This is a genomic window from Guptibacillus sedimenti (assembly GCF_028610665.1).
Lineage (GTDB): Bacteria > Bacillota > Bacilli > Bacillales > Guptibacillaceae > Guptibacillus > Guptibacillus sedimenti.
Genome location: NZ_JAQQWV010000004.1, coordinates 1 through 19,342, shown reverse-complemented (window position 1 = coordinate 19,342; position 19,342 = coordinate 1). Strand labels below are relative to the sequence as shown.

Here is a 19,342-nt window from a genome sequence, read left to right as displayed (position 1 = left end):
TGCATCGCTTTTTTTACATTTTAATTTCGCGCTTGTTTTGATAGAACGTAAAGGCGAGTGCCCCTATTAAAATGGTCCCTTTAATAATATCCTGAGCATAGTAAGGAACATTTAACATCGTTAATCCATTGAGAAGAATGCCGATCAAGACAGCCCCTACAAAAGTACCGAGTGCGTTTGGTTTACCAGCACCGAGTACAGAATAGCCAATTAATGCTGCAGCCACACCGTCCATTAGAAGTGGTGCGCCAGCAGAAACCTGGCCTGTACCAATACGAGACGCGAGTACAATGCCAGCAATACTAGCAAATAGACCGCTTAACACATAAGCGAGTGTACGGTATCGCTGCACAGCAACTCCTGAAAGCCTTGCTGCTTCGCGATTACTTCCTGTCATATAAAGCAATCGACCAGCACGCGTATACGTAAGGAAAAGATGAACCAATATGACACAAAAAATCATAAAAATAGCAGGGAACGGGACGCCTGCTATTTCCCCTTGTCCAATAAAGAGAAAAGAGGGGATAAACTTGCCAGGTGCCGTTGTACCGTCATCCATTGGCATATTATTGTAGATTGAAAAGCCTTTTGTGTAAGTTAATTGAATGCCATTTACAATATACATGACAGCAAGTGTTGCAAGAAGATCAGGGATTCTAATTTTGATTGTAATGAATGCATTAATTAAACCAATGAGTATTCCTAAAATGATCGGAATTAGAAGAGCAACAAGAAGCTCCTGTCTATACCAGACGAGAGAGGCAGCACTTGCAATGGTTGCTAAACTCACCGTCGATCCAACTGAAAGGTCAAATCCTCCTACAATAAGTGTAAACGTTACCCCGAGTGCAACAAGCGTAACAATCGAGATGGACCGAAGTATATCAGCGAAATTACTATAGGTTAGAAACCGATCGTTCAAAAGGGTGAAACTTACAATAAGCGCTAATATCACGAGCAGTGTGCCGTATTTCACCAAAAAATGAACTATTTTATCTTTAAAAGGTGTGACGATAGCATTTTGTTTCTGTGTATGTGCTAATTCAGCTGCTGATTTCAATTGTTGTACCTCCTGTTGCTGCTTGCATAATGGCTGATTGATTCATGTTATCACCAGTTAAGGTGGCTGTGATTTCTCCGTCGTACATGACAAGAATCTTATCGGATATTTCCAAAAGCTCATCGATTTCACTTGAAAAATAGAGAATCCCTTTTCCTTCATCAGCGAGTTGCTTTATGAGAGACAATACCTCAGTTTTAGCTTTAATGTCGATGCCTTTAGTAGGTTCATCAAATAGAAATACGTTTCGATCTGCATCTAACCATTTTCCTATCGATGCTTTTTGTTGATTTCCTCCACTCAGGTGATGAATCGGTTGCCGAGTGGAAGAAGCTTTTATACCAAGCTGATTGATTTGGTTGGACGCATAGTTTTCTTCTTTCTTACGGTTAAGTAAGCCATTTTTTGAGTGACGGCGTAATGAAGGAAGCGTCAAATTATCGGATAACGAAAAATCCAGTAAAATCCCCGTTTTTCTTCTTTCTTCAGGTATAAGGCAAACACCCGCATCAATGGCATCACGAGGAGAGCGAAAACGATATGTGCGATTATGAAGATGAATCTTCCCTTTTTGAGGCTTTGAGGCGCCAAATAAGGCTAAGGCGGTTTCGGATTTACCCGCACCTACAAGTCCTGCAACACCAATGATTTCTCCATGATTTAATTCCAAATTGATGTTTTTTCCAGTCTCCGGAACATGTACATTCTCAGCTCGAAATAACGTGTGGTTTGATACTTGTCTTTTTCGTTCTTTCTTATTTCCAAGCGCTGAACCAAGCATATTGGTAATAATCTCATCGGCTGATACCGCTTTTGTCTCAGCGGTGAGGTGAACTTTACCATCACGTAAAATCGTAAATCGATCGCTTATTTCTTCGATTTCAGGCATACGGTGAGAAATATAGATAATACCGACACCGTTCTTTTTTAACTTGTTAATCAGGTGGAATAAAAGTTGTGTTTCTTCTATGCTAAGTGGCGCGGTAGGTTCATCAAGGATTAAATATTGAACATCATGAGCCATTGCACGAGCGATCAGAATCAGTTGTTTTTCCGAGAGTGTGCAATCGGAAGCAAGCTTATCTGGATTCAAAGGGATCCCCAGTGTCGCTAGTAATTGCTTTGTTTTTTTGCGCTCTTTTTTAGATGAGTAAAGTTTAAAAGGAGATTGATTAACGGAATCAGCCCAAATATTTTCTGCTACCGAAAGGGCAGGAAAGAGAGCAGTATCCACTTCTTGTACAACAATGCCAATGCCAGCTTTTTTGGCATCAGAAGGAGTTCGAATTGATAAGGGTTTCCCGTTATATGAAATTGAACCGCTGTCCCGTTCATAGTCCCCACAGACAATTTTCATTAGCGTGCTTTTTCCTGCTCCGTTTGTGCCTAATAAGGCGTGCACTTCACCTGCATGAATCGTGAGAGATACATTTTTTAATACAGTCGTACTGCCAAATGATTTAGATATATTTTTAATCGTTAATTGGTTCATTTAGCGTTTGCCTCTTCAACGAGTTTTTCCATCCATGGTGATGTGGCAGCGTCAGATGAACCCCATCCCTCAACGTATTCCCCAAGCTTATCCATGGAGATCGTTTCTTCAGGTAAATCGGACTGCTTTACAAGATGAGGATCAAGTGAAAAGATGTCAGGTGTATCTTCTAAAGCGATTTTTTGATAAGCAAACCGAACTTGAACACGTCCAACTTCAGCTGGATCAGTTGCAGCTGATGATAGCCACGGGCTATTTTCTTTCTGCATCATTTGAAGGTCTTCATCACTCATATCAATGCCATAAACGTTGATCTCGTCTCTGCCTGCTTGCTCGATTGCTCGAGTCGCGCCTTTAGCAAATTCATCCCATGGAGCAAATACAGCATCAATGTCTCCTTTGTTTGGGTATTGCTTTAGAATCGTTTCCATTTGTGTCTGGGTATCAAGAGCTGTATTAGCGCTTGCCGTTCCGAATTTAGCGATTTCCTTAATTCCTGGATAGCGCTCCTGGAATGCCTCGTAGATGACATTTCGTCGTTCCATCGGTGCAAATCCTCCAACCCAAACGTACACAATATTGCCTTCGCCGTTAAGGTCTTGTGCAAGTGTTTTCAGCGTGTCCCACGCAAGGCTATAATCATCCTGATCGATGACGGTAACGCCTGGGACATTAATATCACTATCAAAAACGACAACAGGAATCCCTTTCTCTACTGCTTTTTTCACTCCTGGTTCCAGTGCGTCTGCTCGTCCGTGATCGATTAAGATGGCATCGACATTTTGATTGATCGCTGTATCAAGATGTGTTGCCATCTTTGAAAGATCATTATCAGCATTATAAACCTGGACACTTCCTCCAAACTTTTCAACTTGATCTTCAACCCCTTTGACATATTGGGAAGAGAATGTTCCAAGAGAAGCTTGCATAATCGCAGCAATTTTTATCGGTTTTTGCACCTCTTTTGGAATGTCAGATGAAGTTTGCGATGTTTCGTCTTGCGTTTTTGAGGCAGTCTCTTTTGTTTCATTATTGCTTGCTTCAGGTTCACTTACAGCATCTTGCTCACTTGTGCATGCGGCAAGAACGAAGAGAAGAAGAATGGATAAAATAAGTCCTAAACGTTTCATGAATGTACCTCCGTATTTTCAATATCTGGTAAAGTAAGATGAGCAAGGTTTTCCTCGTATGGTGTTCGAATAATGCCATGCTCTGTAATGATTCCTTTGATTAAGTGATGTGGCGTTACGTCAAATGCAGGATTGAAAACCTCAATATTTTCAGCCGCGATGCGCTCTCCTTGATAGTGTGTGATTTCTTTTGAATCACGCTCCTCAATCGGAATGGCATCTCCATTAGGAATCGAATAGTCAATCGTTGAGATGGGTGCTGCAATATAAAAGGGAACATTGTAAGCCTGAGCGATATGAGCAAGGCCGAGCGTGCCGATTTTGTTAGCTGTGTCACCGTTGGCCGCAATTCGATCCGCACCGACTATTACCGCAGCGATTTTCTTTGTTTTTAAGACGTGCGCCGCCATGCTATCCGTAATAAGCGTTACGTTGATACCGGCACGTTCAAGTTCCCATGCGGTTAGTCGAGCCCCCTGGAGAACGGGTCTCGTTTCCGTTGCAATCGCGGAAATCGTGAGCCCGTTTTGTTTCGCCAAGTGGAGCGGTGCAAGGGCCGTCCCATATTTTGCGGTTGCAATTCCACCTGCGTTGCAGTGAGTAAGAATGGTATCTCCATCCTTCAATAGTTTAAGACCGTGCTCTCCGATGCGTTGGCAGACAAGTTCATCTTCTTTATGAATAAGTAACGCTTCGTGAAGAATCGCATCCTTCATTTTTTCAACAGTTGATAAAGGAAGAGTCACTCGAACAATTCGATCAATCGCCCAAGAGAGATTTACGGCAGTTGGGCGAGAAGATGAGAGGTATTCCCCTTGCTTAAGTAACTCTGCTTTAAAAGTTGATGGTTCGGTTGTTTCTGCGTGTTGACTCCAGAGAACAAGACCATACGCAGCCGCAATTCCAATCGCTGGTGCACCGCGGACAACGAGGGCAGATATGCTATTCCAAACATCTTCGATCGCCGTCTGTTTGAGATAGCTTTCTTGATGTGGTAATTTGCGCTGATCAAGCAGTAAAAGGTGATCTCCTTTCCACTGAAGAGATGGGATAGTCATTTAAACGCCCTCCTTAATCGTATCGATGTAATCTTTAATCGAATCGATGTTCTTTCGATTTAAAATGAGTTTTTTTCCAAGTGCTAAAGCTCTTCTTTCCACTGCTAGTTTTACTTCTGGATCAGTAATCGTCTCAATTTCTTCTACATGAGCAAGTCCAATCGTTCTTCGGATGATTTTACAACCAGCAAAACCAATACTATCGACAAAAATAGATTGAAGATGCGTATTGAGATAACCTCTGGAATAGCGGTTATCTTCTGAAAGGTGGGTGTCCCAAAGGGATCGGAACGTAGATTCAAATACGGTCCAAACTTCAGTGATAACACCAAAGAGATAGGCTAGATATCCGTCTTTTTCTTCATTGGTTCGATGGGCTTCCTGGGAGAGAATGCTAAGCGTAATATTGGCAATAAAAGCCCCAACATCAAATCCTGCTGGGCCATAGAAAGCAAATTCAGGATCGATTACTTTTGTTGAACCCTCCGTTACGAAGAGGCTACCTGTATGTAAATCCCCGTGTATTAACGCTTCTCCTTTTGTTAAAAAGGAATGTTTAAGCGAAGCAACTTCAGTTAGGAAACCTTGATCTTCCCACAAAATTTCAACATCTGGTCGAAGCTCTTCTGTAAATGCGTTGCTTTCAGCATTATAAAAGGGGTCTGAAAAGACGAGACTTTCCGTGATCCCACATAAATCTGGATTGCTAAACCGTTTAGCAAGCTCTTTCTTTTTTGCAGAACCAAGACCGTAGTCAGAGGTGAAAAAGAGCGTGTGAGCGAGGTAAGTCCCTACATTTCTTGCGAGCTCAGGATAGACACGTCCTTCAATAAGTCCTTTGCGCAAAATCGTATGTGATGATAAATCTTCCATCACTGTTGCCGCTTTTTCTGAGTCATGCAGATAAACAATTGGGGAAAATTCAGGAACAAGCGAATGAGCTTGCTTGAGAGCCTCGCTCTCAATTCTGGACCGATCGAGCGTAAGTGGCCAAGACTCACCAACAACCTTGGCATAAGGCAAAGCTTGTTTGACAATCCATGATTCCTCTGTTGCTTTGTTTTGAACATGGAAAACATAGTTTAAATTGCCATCCCCAATTTCCTTTACGAAAAGGGGGGAAGAGGGATCAATAAAATTGTGATGCACTAAAAAGTGAACAACGCTTTCTTGTGTAAATGGTGTATATCCCGACTTAACTTGAAAAGACATGTGTAAGTCCCCTTTCAAATATTAATGGTTGATGTACAGAAGCATTCGTAATTAAAAGGCATAAAAAAAGCCTCTTTCCGAAGAAAGAGGCTTGAAGACAGATATGCTTCACACCTCTTATCTTCCAGGATGAATAACATCCTGTTGGAAGTAGCACCGTGCCATCTAAGCCATCCTGTAAAGATGTACTTAAGAATAGGTCGGTTGCTGGGCGTCATAGGGCCAAATCCCTCAGCCTGCTCTTGATAAGAGAAAGTTTATGAAATTATTTTACAATTTTTTCGCTTGAAATGTATGTTACAGAGAAACTGATGCATTTGTCAATAATATTTTGAATTTTATTTATAAATATCTGGACGTCGATCTTCAAAGATTGGGATACGACTTCGGATAGATGGTATTTCTTCCTCATCAATCAAGCCTGTTAAGATCGTTTCCTCTTCGCCTGCTTCTGCGATAATCGTTCCCCACGGATCAATGATTAAAGAATGTCCTCCAAACGCATTGTCTGGATCTTCTCCTACACGATTACAAGCAATGACGTAACATTGGTTTTCAATAGCGCGGCTTATAAGTAAGGATCGCCAATGGTCCGTGCGCTGTTTCGGCCATTCGGCTGGAACGAACAAAACTTGTGCGCCTTCAACGGCATGAAGGCGAAGCCACTCTGGAAAGCGAATATCATAACAGATGAATCCGGCACTTGGGAGTTCTTCGAGTGTGAAGTGGCTTTTCTCATTTCCTGATACGAGGTATTTCTCTTCATTCATCAACCGAAATAGATGGGCTTTGCTATACTCATGGATAAGCTGCCCATCTCGATTGAAAACGAGCATCGTATTCGTGACGTGATCATTGTGTTGCTTTGCAATTGAGCCACCTACTATACTTACCTTATTCTTTTTGGCTAGGTCTGAAAGAAATGCAATTGACTTTTCTGCATTTTCATCCCCAATTTCGTCTAGTCTCGATAAGTCATAACCAGTCGACCACAGTTCTGGTAAAACAATAATATCTGGTTTGTCATGAACAGCCTTAGTAACAAGCTCTTTCACTTTCGAGAAATTTTCTTCAGGGTTTCCAAACGCAATATCAAATTGCAACAGAGCGATTTTTTTCATTTTCTTCTCCTCCTCGCTAACAAAATAAGCTTTACATGATTGTGTATCCAAGATAACATAATTTACTAGAATTTCACGAAAATTTTAACAGGATGTGATTCTTTGAAACAATTTCAAACATCAGATGCACTTAAACGACTACCGGAACAATTTTTTGCGAAGCTTGCTGGAAAAGTAAACCGCTATGTAGAGGCGGGTTATGACATCATTAATCTTGGACAGGGAAATCCTGATCAGCCAACACCCGATCATATTATCGAGTCTTTGCAGAAGGCAGCTGAAAACCCTTCCTATCACAAATATCCGCCATTTCGAGGACAGCCTTTCTTGAAGCAGGCTGCTGCTGATTTCTATCAGCGAGAATTTGGAGTGAATCTTGATCCAGAGAAGGAAGTTGCCGTTCTTTTCGGTGGAAAAGCAGGCCTTGTCGAGGTCAGTCAATGTTTACTAAATAAAGGTGATGTGGCACTCGTTCCAGACCCAGGTTATCCTGATTATTGGTCAGGTGTCGCGATGGCTGAAGCGGATATGCAGATGATGCCGTTGCTTGAGAAAAATCATTTCTTACCTGACTATGATGCGATTCCAGAGGATTCATTAAAAAAAGCGAAAATGATGTTTTTAAATTATCCCAACAACCCAACTGCAGCTGTTGCAACGAAGCGCTTCTTTGAGGAAACAGTCAGTTTTGCAGAGACGAATGATATTTGTGTTGTGCATGATTTTGCTTACGGTGCGATCGGGTTTGATGGAGAGCGACCGATTAGCTTTTTGGAAACAGAGGGTGCTAAAGACAATGGAATTGAAATCTATACCCTTTCCAAAACATATAATATGGCGGGATGGCGTGTAGGATTTGCAGTTGGAAATCAATCTGTTGTTGAGAGCATCAATCTCCTTCAGGATCATTTTTATGTCAGTCTATTTAGTGCGGTACAAGAAGCCGCTGCTGAAGCTTTGCTTGGATCGCAGCAGTGTGTAGAAGAACTTCGCGATACGTATGAGTCGAGACGAAATGTTCTCATTCAAGGACTCCATGACATTGGTTGGAATGTCACTTCTCCTGCGGGATCGTTTTTCGCCTGGTTGAAAGTACCCGAATCTTTTACTTCAGAAAGCTTTGCAGATTTCTTGCTTGAAAACGTCCAAATTGTTGTCGCACCTGGAAACGGCTTTGGAGAATTTGGTGAGGGCTATGTACGAGTGGGGCTATTAACGTCTGAAGAGAAGCTAAGAGAAGCAGTTGAGCGAATTAAGTCTCTTAATCTCTTTTGATTCAGAAAAATTAAAAAACAGTTTGACAGAATTTCCTGTCTCTGGCATAATTCAAATCAATTACTAAAAACGAATAATTGCATACTCTTATCCAGAGAGGTGGAGGGACGAGCCCTTTGAAGCCCGGCAACCGATTTTTAAGTTTTCTTAAAGACACGGTGCTAATTCTCGCAGCAAAAGCTGGAAGATAAGAGGAAGAGCATGGTGATAAAGACCTCTTCCTCGTGAAGGGGTCTTTTTTGTGTGATGAGCGAAAATTGAAAGGTAAAGACTGAAAGGAATGAACGTGATGAGCCGTCTTATAGCTACCTATCTTGTAAATAATGATCATCAATTAGCCCAGCGTGCCGAATCAATCGCTCTCGGTTTAACCGTGGGGACATGGACGAATCTACCTTTATTAGAAAAAGAACAGTTACAAAAACATAAAGGGGAAGTCGTTCGGGTTGAGGAGAGAGAAGGTAAAGGGATTATCGTTATCTCCTATCCAGCCATTAATTTCAGTGCTGATCTACCGGCGATTTTAACAACCGTTTTCGGCAAACTTTCTCTTGATGGAGAAATTAAACTTATTGATTTAGATTTTTCAAATGAGTTGGTTCAAGCATTTCCGGGACCAGCGTATGGTATAGATGGCATCCGCAAACTTGCAAATGTGCATGATCGACCACTTGTGATGAGTATTTTTAAAGGGGTGATTGGAAAGCCATTGCATGAGTTAGAACAACAAATGCAGGCACAAGCCCTAGGGAGAGTTGATTTTGTAAAGGATGATGAAATTCTTTTTGAAAATGAGTTGTCACCTCTTGAAAAGCGTGTTCCCGCTTTAAAAAAAGTGCTCGATCAGACGTCAGAAGTGACAGGGAAACGCACACGATATGCAGTTAATTTATCCGGAAGAACGGACAAGTTGAAAGATCGAGCAAAACGCGCGATTGAATTAGGTGCTGATGCCCTTTTGTTTAATGTTTTTACATATGGTTTAGATGTCCTGCAGTCTCTCGCAGAGGATAAGGATATCTCGGTTCCGATCATGGCTCATCCTTCTTTTTCAGGGGCTATGGCTGCATCAAGCACGTATGGAATAAGTTATTCACTTTTACTTGGAAAATTGCTTCGAACCGCTGGAGCTGATTTCTCTCTTTTTCCCTCCCCTTACGGAAGCATGGCGTTAAATCGAAACGAAGCACTCGCAACAGCCCTAGCTCTGACGAAAGAGAATCAGCTGAACAAGACATTTCCAGTTCCTTCAGCAGGCATCCATCCAGGATTGGTTCCACTCTTACTTCAGGACTTTGGAAAGGATAGTGTTATTAACGCAGGAGGAGGCGTTCATGGGCATCCAGGAGGAGCCGCTTCTGGAGGAAAAGCATTCCGAGATGCGATTGAAGCCGTTCTAACAAATCAAACTCTCGAAGAGGCATCGCTTAATAGTGAGGCACTTCACCAAGCACTTACAAAGTGGGGGAGCACAGAGGTGGTTCGATGAAAAAGCCGGTTATATTTTGTGATTTTGATGGCACGATTACAAATAGCGATAATATCGTTTCCTTAATGAAACGTTTTGCTCCGAAAGAATGGGAGCAAATAAAAGATAATATTTTAGCGCAGAACCTATCCATTCGGGAAGGTGTGGGGCAGATGTTTCATTTGATTCCTTCCAGCCGAAAGAATGATTTGCTTGATTATTTATTAGCTACAACCGAGATTAGACAGGGATTTGCTGAGTTTGTTCATTATACAAAACGAGAAGGTATCCAGCTTTACGTTGTAAGTGGAGGAATTGATTTTTTTGTCTATCCGCTTCTAAACCCATTTGAAATACCGGAAGAGAACATTTTCTGCAATGGGAGCGATTTTACGAACGAAACGATCACGATTACTTGGCCATACTCTTGTGATGATGATTGTACAAACGATTGCGGATGCTGCAAGCCAGGTATCTTAAAACAGTTTGATGGAGATACCTACCGAAAAATTGTGATCGGTGACTCTATAACGGATCTAGAGGCAGCTAAACAGGCAGACCAAGTCTTTGCAAGAGATTACTTAGCAGAGAAGTGTAAAGAACTGTCCATTCCTGCAGTTCCGTTTGAGTCGTTCGATGATATCGTTCGAAAATTGATGGAAGAAAAGGAGGGATATGATGAGCATCATTCAGAAACGTTGGAACGAACTCGCTGATATCAAAGATGAGTTAGCAGGTCGTGATTGGTTTCCGGGAACAAGCGGCAATCTCTCGATCAAAGTAAGTGAGGAGCCGCTACAGTTTCTTGTCACCGCAAGTGGTAAAGATAAAAGAAAACGAACGGAAGAAGATTTCATATTGGTCGACCGTGATGGGCAGGCAATCGAAAAAACTTCTTTAAAACCATCTGCTGAAACAATTGTTCATCAGGCCATCTATCAAAAAACAAATGCCGGATGTTGTTTGCACGTCCACACAGTGGATAACAATGTGATTTCTGAACTTTTTAGTACAGAGGGGGAGGTTACTTTTCAGGGTGTTGAATTAATAAAAGCGTTTGGGCTCTGGGGACAAAATGATCGAATAACCGTTCCGATCATTGATAACTCCAGTGACCTTTCTTTACTTGCTCAGGATGTTGTTCATGCTATCACTAGAGAAACGAAAGCTGTATTAATGAAAAATCATGGCATTACGGTATGGGGACGCGATGGTTTTGAAGCCAAAAAGTATCTCGAAGCATTTGAATTTTTATTTAGTTATCATCTTAAATTAAGAAACTTTCAATCAGTAGTAAGCGAGGGAGGAAGAAAAAATGGCGGTAATTAAAGTGAGAAATACAGGTGAAGTAATTGAGGGAAGGGATGCTGTAAGTGCATTTCTACAACAAGAGGGTGTTCTTTATGAACAGTGGCAGGTAGAAAAACTTCCTGAACAATTAAGAGGTAATTGCACTGTAACGGAAGAACAAAAAAATGAAATTTTAACTGTATTTAATGAAGAAATTCGTTCTCTAGCTGAACGCAATGGATACGGAAACTGGGATGTGGTGGCTCTTTCTGAAGAAACGCCAGACCTAGATGCCATTCTGAAGAAATTCGAACAAGTGCACGTCCATACGGAGGATGAAGTAAGAGCAATTACCGCTGGGCATGGGATTTTTGTGATTAAAGGAAGCGTCGGATATTTTGATGTTGAATTAGATCCAGGCGATGTGATCTCTGTTCCGGTGGATACACCGCACTTCTTTACATTAATGGATGATCGTCAAGTTGTAGCTGTTCGTCTATTTATTGACCCATCAGGCTGGGTTGCCCACCCTTATGAAGAGAAACAAAGTATAAACTAAAAGAAAGCGGCCGTGTGTGTTCGTCGGCCGCTTTTCTATAACCATATTTAGGTGCAAATCGTAATCAAATCTTCTAGATCTGGCCAACCAAAAGCCGATTCTAGAAGTTTTTTTCCTGCAATTTCAGTCTCTTTCTCAGCAACTTTAAATGGATGAAAGCTTTGATAAAAGTGAGCGGCTGGATTTCCGTTCAGAACCCACACAAGCATCGATTGGTATGATTCCTTCCTGAGCTCTTTCGCAACAGAACATAATAGCTTTTTTCCTGCTCCTTTTCGCTGTGCTTCTTCAAGAAGATAAATCGCATACAGCTCTCCATCATAGTGATAAGATGTTGATCTATTTTTCCCACCGTTTGCAAACCCGATAATTTCTCCTTGATCGACGGCTACAAAAATAGTGTTGCCAGCTTGAATAAACTTTTTCCAACGGGCTTCCCGTACTTGAATATCAAGTGCATTAAGATAATCTTCTGGAATAAGCTGCTGATAGGTCGATTTCCAGCTATTCACATGAACAGTTGCTATCGCTAGAGCGTCATCTACTGTCGCATTTCTAATTTTCATGGGAGCTCTCCTCATTACCTATGATTTCTTACTCCACTCACTTCTAGAAAAAGGGAATGAATCCTGCCAGTCGAATACATGAAGTAGCCATACATTATGGAAGGACTGAGTAATATGAAAAAAATGAAGCTAAAAATAGAAGGTCTCGACGTCTGCATTTATGAATGGGGAAGTCAGCGTAACCCCACCGTTCTCTTACTTCATGGTTTGACGAACAATGCGCTTGGGTTTAACGAGATCGCTGATCGTTTGCAAGATCATTTTCATTTGTTTGCGATTGATTTACCTGGCCACGGTGACACTCAGCCTTTTAATGATGAAAAAAAATATTCCTTTCAATTTCTAACCGAATGGCTCGAAAAGGTACGTTTTGAACTAAGTAATCAGCCAGTTTATTTGATTGGCCATTCTTGGGGAGCGGCTCTAGCTCTCCACTTTAGTAGTCGGTTTTCTGAAATGGTGAATGGCATTGTGATGATTGATGGAGGTTATCTCCTTTTTGAAGAAGATCTTTCTATAACGTTAGAGGGATTCCTGAAGCAAATGTCACAGTGGATAACTGAAAGTTATTATTCAACTATAGAAGAGTATGAGAAAAAGAAGAAAGAGGAAATTGGTAGATGTAGCCATGAATTGGAGCAAATGGTTCACAGGGATATGAAGGAAGTGGGGGGTGGCGTAGCAATGAAGGTAAGCGAAAATACTGTAAGAGCGATTGGAAAATCACTCTATCTTGAGTCTTGCCGCGACGTTTTCCACCAGGTACATGTGCCAACATTTCTTATAAGAGCAACCCTTCCTGAGGATGGAGAAACGATAAGACGTCAGGCAGCAGCTAGAATGCAGGAGGAGCTAGGAACTCATTGTAAGGTAAGTGCTATTCCGGAAACAGGACATGTCCTACACTGGCAAAGACCTGAAGAAACGATAAAAAAGATTAAACAGTGGTTAGAAGAAAAGGGTAACGAAAAGATCTATACACAAGCCCCTGAATAAAAGGGGTTAGGTGGTATAGATCTTTGGGAAGTTTAATGTAACGATCGTTCCTATGCCTTCGTTACTTTCAATCGTAAAAGTGCCTTTATGTTTTTTAACAATCCTCTTGCAAATTGTAAGTCCAAGTCCTGTACCGTTCTTTTTCGTAGTGAAAAAAGGTGAGCCAAGTTTTTCAAGTTCTTCATCAGCGATGCCACTACCATTATCAATTACCTGAATCTGTATGTGTTCCTTTCGTTCCATAGCTTTGATAATAATTTCTCCTTCTTCACCAATTGCGTCCATTGCATTTTTAAGCAGGTTAATAAAAACCTGTTTTAGTTGGTTACTTTCACTATAAATAGGAGAGAGAGAAGAAGGATATTCCTTTTGTAAAATAATGCTTTTCATGTTAGCTTGACCGCTTAGTAATTCAATAACTTCATCTAATATAAGATCAACACGGTTGTTTTGAAAATTGGTTTTTGTTGGTTTTGCTAGAATTAGAAATTCATCAATGATTTGCTCAATCCGATGAAATTCTGAATCCATCACTTGTACATAGCGATCAATGTCTTTATCCGTATTTCTGAATTGAATTAATTTCAAAAAACCTTTCAATGAAGTGAGTGGATTTCGTAACTCATGTGCAATTCCTGCCGCAAGTTGACCAACAATAGATAGCTTTTCTGATTGAACAAGGTGTTCTTCATTCATTCGTTTTTCTGTAATATCTTTTGCTACCCCAATTAATCTCTCAACTGAACCTCCTTCCACAAGAGGAACAAGTGTAATATCGAATAATTTGTAACCCTGCTTCGGAAAAGAGTACCCTTCCTCAAATTGAATCGTTTTCTTTCGAATAATCGCTTCTTGAAATCTTTTAATGGCTTGAATCCCCTGATCAACACCGAGAAAATCTTCTATTCTTCGACCGGATATGGCTTCTTTGGAAGTTTCATAATTGGATAGATAAGCTTCATTTACAGCTTCAATTTCATAGTGATGCACATCAATGACCCGAATTTGGAAGATCAGATCTGAAATATGATGAAAGATGATATCTAAATTTACATCTTTTAGCTCGCTTCCTTTTTCCATAGAAATCCCCCATAATCAGCTTTTTGACATCGCATTAATTGGATATTTCTACAAGATATGCGAATTCCCTTCTAATTATGATCGATATGCGTAAATGATTGACGTTTTGTAGCGATTGAACAGAGAAGTTGAATTCTGAATCTCTATTGGAAAGGCTCCTATCCATTGGAAGAAGATTGCAATTCAAATGGTCATGCTATAGAGTTAGAAGAAGTATTTTTGATGCAATCATTCATCTGATCTTGTGAAAGGAAGGGTTTCTAAAAAACATGACTAAAAGGGATAGCGTCTTTTTTCTAAGTTTGTTTTTATTCTTTTTTCATGGTGCAAATACAATCATTATTAGCTATATGCCAGTTTATTTCCAACATAGCGGTATGTCGGAAAGTAAAATAGGATCGATTCTTGCGATTGGACCATTAGCGGCAATTCTAGCTCAACCCTTTTGGGGATACCTAAGTGATAAATTTGGTACGATAAAAAAGGTTTTGCTTGTGACGCTGGTTGGAGTAGCTGTTGTTAGTGTTTTTCTTTTAACGAACAGTCATTACGTGTTTATTTTAATCTCAGCAGCGATTTTTTATGTGTTTATGTCTCCTACCGGAGCACTTGGGGATAGTCTTGCTGTTAAAACCGCTGCTAGCGTGAATAAAAACTTTGGAAGTATTCGAACATGGGGATCGATTGGTTTTGCTGTATCAACGCTAATCGTTGGTCAGTTTTTCTCTTTCTTTGGTATTAGTACGATTCTAATTCCATTCATGTTTATGATTGTGATCGCCTTTCTTACAGCGATGAGAGTATCGGATGTAAAAACGCGTAACAAACCAGTAACAGTGTTTGATGCGATGAGGATTGGGAAGAATACTAAGTTTCTATTGTTTTTAGGAACAATCTTGTTTTTAACGATTCCACATCGGGCTAATGATAGTTTCATTGGACTATATCTTACAGAACTTGGTGGGAATGAGTCTCAAATTGGGCTTGCTTGGTTTGTTGCTGTATCTAGTGAAGCTGTTATATTCGCTACCAGTCAATATTGGTTCAGAAGATTTAATGAAATTGTCTTTATCATGGTTGCAGGTGTCATCTATGCGGTTAGGTGGTTTGGGTTAGCGTACATAGGGGGGCCGGTTGCCGTTATCCTCTTTCAAGTTTTTCACGGTGTAACGTTTGGAGTTTTTTACGTTGCTGCGTTTCAATATGTGACAAAGTTAGTACCCGAGCACTTGCAAGCCACGGGACATCTTCTATTTATCTCTGTTTTCTTTGGACTATCAGGGATTCTAGGTTCATTGTTCGGAGGGTTAATCTTTGAAAAATCTTCTGGAGCAACTTTGTATGCTGTGATGGGATGTTTAACCCTAGTTGGGTGTGTTGCGTTACTTTTCTATCGCATCGTCGAAAAAAGAAAAACGAAAACAGATGAAAGTTACGCTTAGGACAGATGAAAATCTGTCCTTTTTTTATTATCCAATTATTTCATACCCGAATTATGCTGAAATAAACCAGATAGGATATTGGTGATGGTTGTCACAGAACGGTGAAAGAAACTTGACTACAATAAAGGTGTGATAAAAATAAAGTTGTGGAGCGTGAGGAGTATGTTTGTTCATTTTTTGAGAGAGAACAAGGGAGCTTCTGGCATTCTTTTTCTTATTCGATTGTTTCTAGGCTATCAATGGATCACGGCTGGATGGACAAAAATAACGAGTGGTTTTGACGCAAATGGTTTTTTGCAGGGAGCGGTTGCGAGTGCGAGTGGAGAACATCCGGCTGTTCAAGGTTGGTGGGCTACTTTTTTAGAAGGGGTAGCCATTCCCAATGTCGACTTCTTTAATGTCTTAATACCATGGGGGGAGTTTCTAGTTGGACTTGGTTTAATACTTGGTACTTTCACAACTCTTGCGGCATTCATGGGAGTCGTGATGAACTTTGCTTTCCTCTTTAGTGGTACAACTAGCACGAATCCAATGATGGTTATTCTCGGAATGCTCTTATTAATTGCCGGTTATAATGCCGCTAAAATTGGGATTGATCGATGGCTTATCCCAATTGTTAAGAAAAGCATTCATATGCGACAGGTGAAGCCAGCACTTCATCACTAAGAAAGAGGTTCCGTGAAAACGGGGCCTTTTTTGTTTTGATAATTTGTAAGGGTGGTGCAAGCGAAACATTACAGTTAAATAAAAAAAGAGGAGGAACTTGTAATAAAAAGTAAAGAGGCAGATGGGAAGGAACAACGAATTTGGTTTAGTGATTATTAATTTGGGAGGCTAAACCATGTTTGGTATATTTAAAGAAAATGAAGAACGCTATTTGAGTTGGCACAGCGCTAATCAAAATGGGTATGTTTTTAATCATTTTAAAGGAAAAGATGCGGCTTATAATAAAATTCATTTAGCTACTTGTAGGACACTTTGGCGAGAAAAAGATGAGGGTGCAAGAACGAAAGTGGAAAAGATATGTTCTGATAACCTTGATGAGCTTCTTAAGATAACAGAAGAGATGAGGCAGACAAAAGGTTATTCCTATTGCAAAATCTGTATGCCCCAATACATAGTGAAAGGTGAAAAGGTAGCCAAATATTCCTTTCGTTAAGTTATAAGGAAATTAGTATGATAACGTTACTTCTAGTAGTAGGAGAGGATACAAATGCATCAAGATCAAATTATAGTAAAAGGAAAAACCGTAGATAACAAAACACGATGCGAACATTATCACAGTGAACGAGATATTATTGCGATTAAATTCTATTGTTGTGATACTTACTATCCGTGTTTCTTGTGTCATCAAGAAACTGCTGATCATGACGTAACAGTATGGCCAAAGGAAAATTATGATAAAAAAGCTGTTTTATGTGGAAACTGTCGTTTTGAATTAACAATTCATGAGTACTTAACAGCACATTCTATGTGTCCTTACTGCCACGCTTCCTATAATGATGGTTGCAAACTTCATTACCATCTTTATTTTGACGAAAATAAATCCGTGAAATAATCGCTTTACTTCGGATGAAGATGCAGGTATTATTATTTCAATCTTTAATTGAAATTCTTTTACGATGCATTAAACTAACTCTACCGATAATAGACTGTTTGAGACACAGAAGTTCTGTGTTTTTTCTTTTGTCGTCTCCCGTTCACGTATTGTTCTTGTGTATTTTGGCAGAAGTCTTCGGTTGATTCGTTTAGTTTAATGGCACCATTAAGAAAGAAGGAAAATAATCATGAAGAAGCTGAAAGAACTATTTCTTCATCCGCCAAGAGCTTTACTGCTTCTATTTCTCATTGTAAGTACGATTGGAACTGTTTTATTGAAATTACCACAGGCAACAACTACGCCTGTCAGCTGGTTAGATGCCTGGTTTACAGCTATATCAGCTATCACAGTTACAGGGCTCGTCGTGGTAGACACGGGTTCTGTTTATACAGTTTTTGGTCAGGTTGTTATTATGCTATTAATTCAAGTTGGTGGACTTGGTATTATGTCATTTGCTGTTGTTATCTTTCTTCTAATTGGAAAGAAAATCGGGATTTCACAACGTCTTCTAATCACACAAGCATTAAATCAACAAGGAATGGGCGGCATTATTAAGCTTGTAAGAAGTCTCTTTATTTTTTCAATAGTAATTGAAATCATTGGAGCCATTCTCCTATCTGCAAGGTGGATACCGGAATATGGAATAGGGACCGGCGTTTATGTAGCCATCTTTCACGCCATTTCAGCTTTCAATAACGCTGGATTTTCCATTTGGTCTGATAGTCTTTCTTCCTATGTAGGTGATCCGATCATTAACCTTGTGATCGTAATGCTTTTTATTTTAGGAGGAATCGGCTTCACAGTTTTGATTGATCTAAAGGATAAGAAGCATTTTCGAGAGTGGAAGCTTCACACGAAGTTAATGGTGATAGGAAGTCTCTTTATTAATGCACTTGCTTTTCTCGTCATTATTACTCTTGAGTGGAATAACGCTTCTACTCTAGGCCAGTTAAATGGAGCTGGGAAGGGATGGGCGGCCTTTTTTCAAGCGTTAACTCCACGAACAGCAGGCTTTAATACGATTGATATCGGTAGTATGGAAGAAGCTTCCCTCTTCTTTACAATATGTCTCATGTTTATTGGTGCAGGAAGTGCTTCTACGGGCGGAGGCATTAAGCTGACAACGTTTATCGCTATGCTTCTTTCTGTTAACACTTTCTTAAAAGGGAAGAATGAAGTAACGATCTTTCATAAGACGCTAGCCTTTTCGGTCATTATCAAAGCACTTGCTATTACGGTTATCTCGACAGGGGTTGTTCTAGTAGGGGTTTTCATTCTTGAACTTACACAAGACTCCCCTTTTCTAGCGAATTTGTTTGAAGTTGTATCGGCGTTTGGTACCGTAGGACTATCTATGGGGATAACGGGTAGTCTAGATGGTATTGGGAAGCTCACGATTATTGTGATCATGATGGTAGGGAAACTAGGCCCCCTCACACTAGCCTTTATCTTTGCTTCTAAGAAAACACCAAAAATCAGATATCCTGAAGAAGAAGTACTGACAGGTTAAAAGGGTTTCTGATTAACTTTTTATGAATGGGCATCAGAAGGTAAAGACAATAGAGATAGCGAAAAGACCGGTTTACGTAAATACGTAAACCGGTCTTTTAAAAAGATAAGAAAATAATTCTCGAAAACTGTTGACGACATTATATCCACATGGTAAGATGTTTCTTGTCACTTCGAAACACTAGCAACAACTTACATACGAAAATGTTTTCAAAAAAAGACATTGACTAAATGAGAGATTGCTGGTAAGATAGAAGTTGTCACTCGGGAGAAACAAACCGAGATTAATAGAATTAAATCGATCTTTGAAAACTGAACGAAACGCCATGTAAGTAGTTGTTTCTACGGAAACAAAACATTGTTTTAAAAGCTAGATTAAGCTTTCTATCGGAGAGTTTGATCCTGGCTCAGGACGAACGCTGGCGGCGTGCCTAATACATGCAAGTCGAGCGAAGAGATGGGAGCTTGCTCCCTGATCTTAGCG

19 protein-coding genes, 1 rRNA gene and 2 riboswitches are annotated in these 19,342 nt (G+C 40.2%); of the genes, 12 read left to right on the top strand and 8 right to left on the bottom strand.

The annotated features are described in order from the left end of the window. Positions 1–13: 13 nt before the first annotated feature. The 6 genes from PQ578_RS16670 to PQ578_RS16645 all read right to left on the bottom strand — a co-directional run bounded on the left by PQ578_RS16670 (position 14) and on the right by PQ578_RS16645 (position 7,073). Positions 14–979 carry an ABC transporter permease gene (locus PQ578_RS16670; RefSeq protein WP_420541585.1) on the bottom strand — a complete coding sequence of 322 codons (966 nt, stop codon included), beginning with the start codon at positions 977–979 and terminating at the stop codon, positions 14–16. A gap of 64 nt (positions 980–1,043) precedes the next feature. Then, on the bottom strand, positions 1,044–2,552 hold the full coding sequence (locus tag PQ578_RS16665; protein WP_273835559.1) for a sugar ABC transporter ATP-binding protein: 1,509 nt from the start codon (positions 2,550–2,552) through the stop codon (positions 1,044–1,046). Then, positions 2,549–3,682, bottom strand: coding sequence for a sugar ABC transporter substrate-binding protein (locus PQ578_RS16660; protein WP_273835558.1), 1,134 nt, complete (start codon positions 3,680–3,682; stop codon positions 2,549–2,551). The genes PQ578_RS16665 and PQ578_RS16660 overlap by 4 nt, the downstream gene beginning before the upstream one ends. Next, on the bottom strand, positions 3,679–4,740 hold the full coding sequence (gene mtnA / locus PQ578_RS16655) for an S-methyl-5-thioribose-1-phosphate isomerase (RefSeq protein WP_273835557.1): 1,062 nt from the start codon (positions 4,738–4,740) through the stop codon (positions 3,679–3,681). Before mtnA ends, PQ578_RS16660 begins: the two co-directional genes overlap by 4 nt. Then, positions 4,741–5,952, bottom strand: coding sequence for an S-methyl-5-thioribose kinase (mtnK, locus tag PQ578_RS16650; protein WP_273835556.1), 1,212 nt, complete (start codon positions 5,950–5,952; stop codon positions 4,741–4,743). Between the two features lie 114 nt (positions 5,953–6,066). After that, positions 6,067–6,204, bottom strand: a riboswitch (SAM riboswitch). Positions 6,205–6,290: 86 nt separating this feature from the next. After that, positions 6,291–7,073, bottom strand: coding sequence for a carbon-nitrogen family hydrolase (locus PQ578_RS16645; RefSeq protein WP_273835554.1), 783 nt, complete (start codon positions 7,071–7,073; stop codon positions 6,291–6,293). A 102-nt stretch (positions 7,074–7,175) separates the two neighbouring features. On the opposite strand from PQ578_RS16645, the gene PQ578_RS16640 reads away from it, so the two are divergent. From PQ578_RS16640 to PQ578_RS16620, 5 genes are all read left to right on the top strand, one after another. Further along, positions 7,176–8,348, top strand: a complete 1,173-nt coding sequence (locus PQ578_RS16640) for a pyridoxal phosphate-dependent aminotransferase (RefSeq protein WP_273835553.1) — start codon at positions 7,176–7,178, stop codon at positions 8,346–8,348. 84 nt (positions 8,349–8,432) lie between these two features. Continuing rightward, positions 8,433–8,542: riboswitch (SAM riboswitch) on the top strand. 95 nt (positions 8,543–8,637) lie between these two features. Further along, entirely contained in the window at positions 8,638–9,837 is a 1,200-nt protein-coding gene (locus tag PQ578_RS16635) for a 2,3-diketo-5-methylthiopentyl-1-phosphate enolase (RefSeq protein WP_273835552.1), read from the top strand. Next, positions 9,834–10,532, top strand: a complete 699-nt coding sequence (locus PQ578_RS16630) for a 2-hydroxy-3-keto-5-methylthiopentenyl-1-phosphate phosphatase (RefSeq protein ID WP_273835551.1) — start codon at positions 9,834–9,836, stop codon at positions 10,530–10,532. The genes PQ578_RS16635 and PQ578_RS16630 overlap by 4 nt, the downstream gene beginning before the upstream one ends. Next, positions 10,495–11,145, top strand: a complete 651-nt coding sequence (locus PQ578_RS16625) for a methylthioribulose 1-phosphate dehydratase (protein WP_273835549.1) — start codon at positions 10,495–10,497, stop codon at positions 11,143–11,145. The genes PQ578_RS16630 and PQ578_RS16625 overlap by 38 nt, the downstream gene beginning before the upstream one ends. Then, a complete protein-coding gene (locus PQ578_RS16620) occupies positions 11,132–11,665 on the top strand; it encodes an acireductone dioxygenase (RefSeq protein WP_273835548.1) in 534 nt (177 codons plus the stop codon). The genes PQ578_RS16625 and PQ578_RS16620 overlap by 14 nt, the downstream gene beginning before the upstream one ends. A gap of 47 nt (positions 11,666–11,712) precedes the next feature. Here PQ578_RS16620 and PQ578_RS16615 read toward each other — a convergent pair whose 3' ends face one another. Then, the gene (locus tag PQ578_RS16615) at positions 11,713–12,231 is read right to left on the bottom strand and encodes a GNAT family N-acetyltransferase (protein ID WP_273835546.1); all 519 of its coding nucleotides are present in this window, start codon (positions 12,229–12,231) and stop codon (positions 11,713–11,715) included. A 114-nt stretch (positions 12,232–12,345) separates the two neighbouring features. Between PQ578_RS16615 and PQ578_RS16610 the strand changes: the two genes are divergently transcribed. Next, complete coding sequence (locus tag PQ578_RS16610) at positions 12,346–13,227, top strand: alpha/beta fold hydrolase (protein ID WP_273835544.1); 882 nt, start codon at positions 12,346–12,348, stop codon at positions 13,225–13,227. 6 nt (positions 13,228–13,233) lie between these two features. On the opposite strand, the gene PQ578_RS16605 is transcribed toward PQ578_RS16610, so the two are convergent. After that, entirely contained in the window at positions 13,234–14,307 is a 1,074-nt protein-coding gene (locus PQ578_RS16605; protein ID WP_273835542.1) for an ATP-binding protein, read from the bottom strand. Between the two features lie 269 nt (positions 14,308–14,576). On the opposite strand from PQ578_RS16605, the gene PQ578_RS16600 reads away from it, so the two are divergent. From PQ578_RS16600 to PQ578_RS16575, 6 genes are all read left to right on the top strand, one after another. Next, positions 14,577–15,749 (top strand): MFS transporter, encoded by a 1,173-nt coding sequence (locus PQ578_RS16600; protein WP_273835541.1) that lies wholly within the window; start codon positions 14,577–14,579, stop codon positions 15,747–15,749. Between the two features lie 162 nt (positions 15,750–15,911). Next, positions 15,912–16,415, top strand: coding sequence for a DoxX family protein (locus tag PQ578_RS16595; RefSeq protein ID WP_273835539.1), 504 nt, complete (start codon positions 15,912–15,914; stop codon positions 16,413–16,415). Positions 16,416–16,590: 175 nt separating this feature from the next. Then, positions 16,591–16,908 (top strand): hypothetical protein, encoded by a 318-nt coding sequence (locus PQ578_RS16590; RefSeq protein ID WP_273835538.1) that lies wholly within the window; start codon positions 16,591–16,593, stop codon positions 16,906–16,908. A gap of 54 nt (positions 16,909–16,962) precedes the next feature. Then, entirely contained in the window at positions 16,963–17,307 is a 345-nt protein-coding gene (locus tag PQ578_RS16585) for a CHY zinc finger protein (RefSeq protein ID WP_273835537.1), read from the top strand. 229 nt (positions 17,308–17,536) lie between these two features. Further along, positions 17,537–18,859 (top strand): TrkH family potassium uptake protein, encoded by a 1,323-nt coding sequence (locus PQ578_RS16580; RefSeq protein ID WP_273835536.1) that lies wholly within the window; start codon positions 17,537–17,539, stop codon positions 18,857–18,859. A 383-nt stretch (positions 18,860–19,242) separates the two neighbouring features. Continuing rightward, positions 19,243–19,342: ribosomal RNA gene (locus PQ578_RS16575) — 16S ribosomal RNA — on the top strand; the annotation flags it as partial.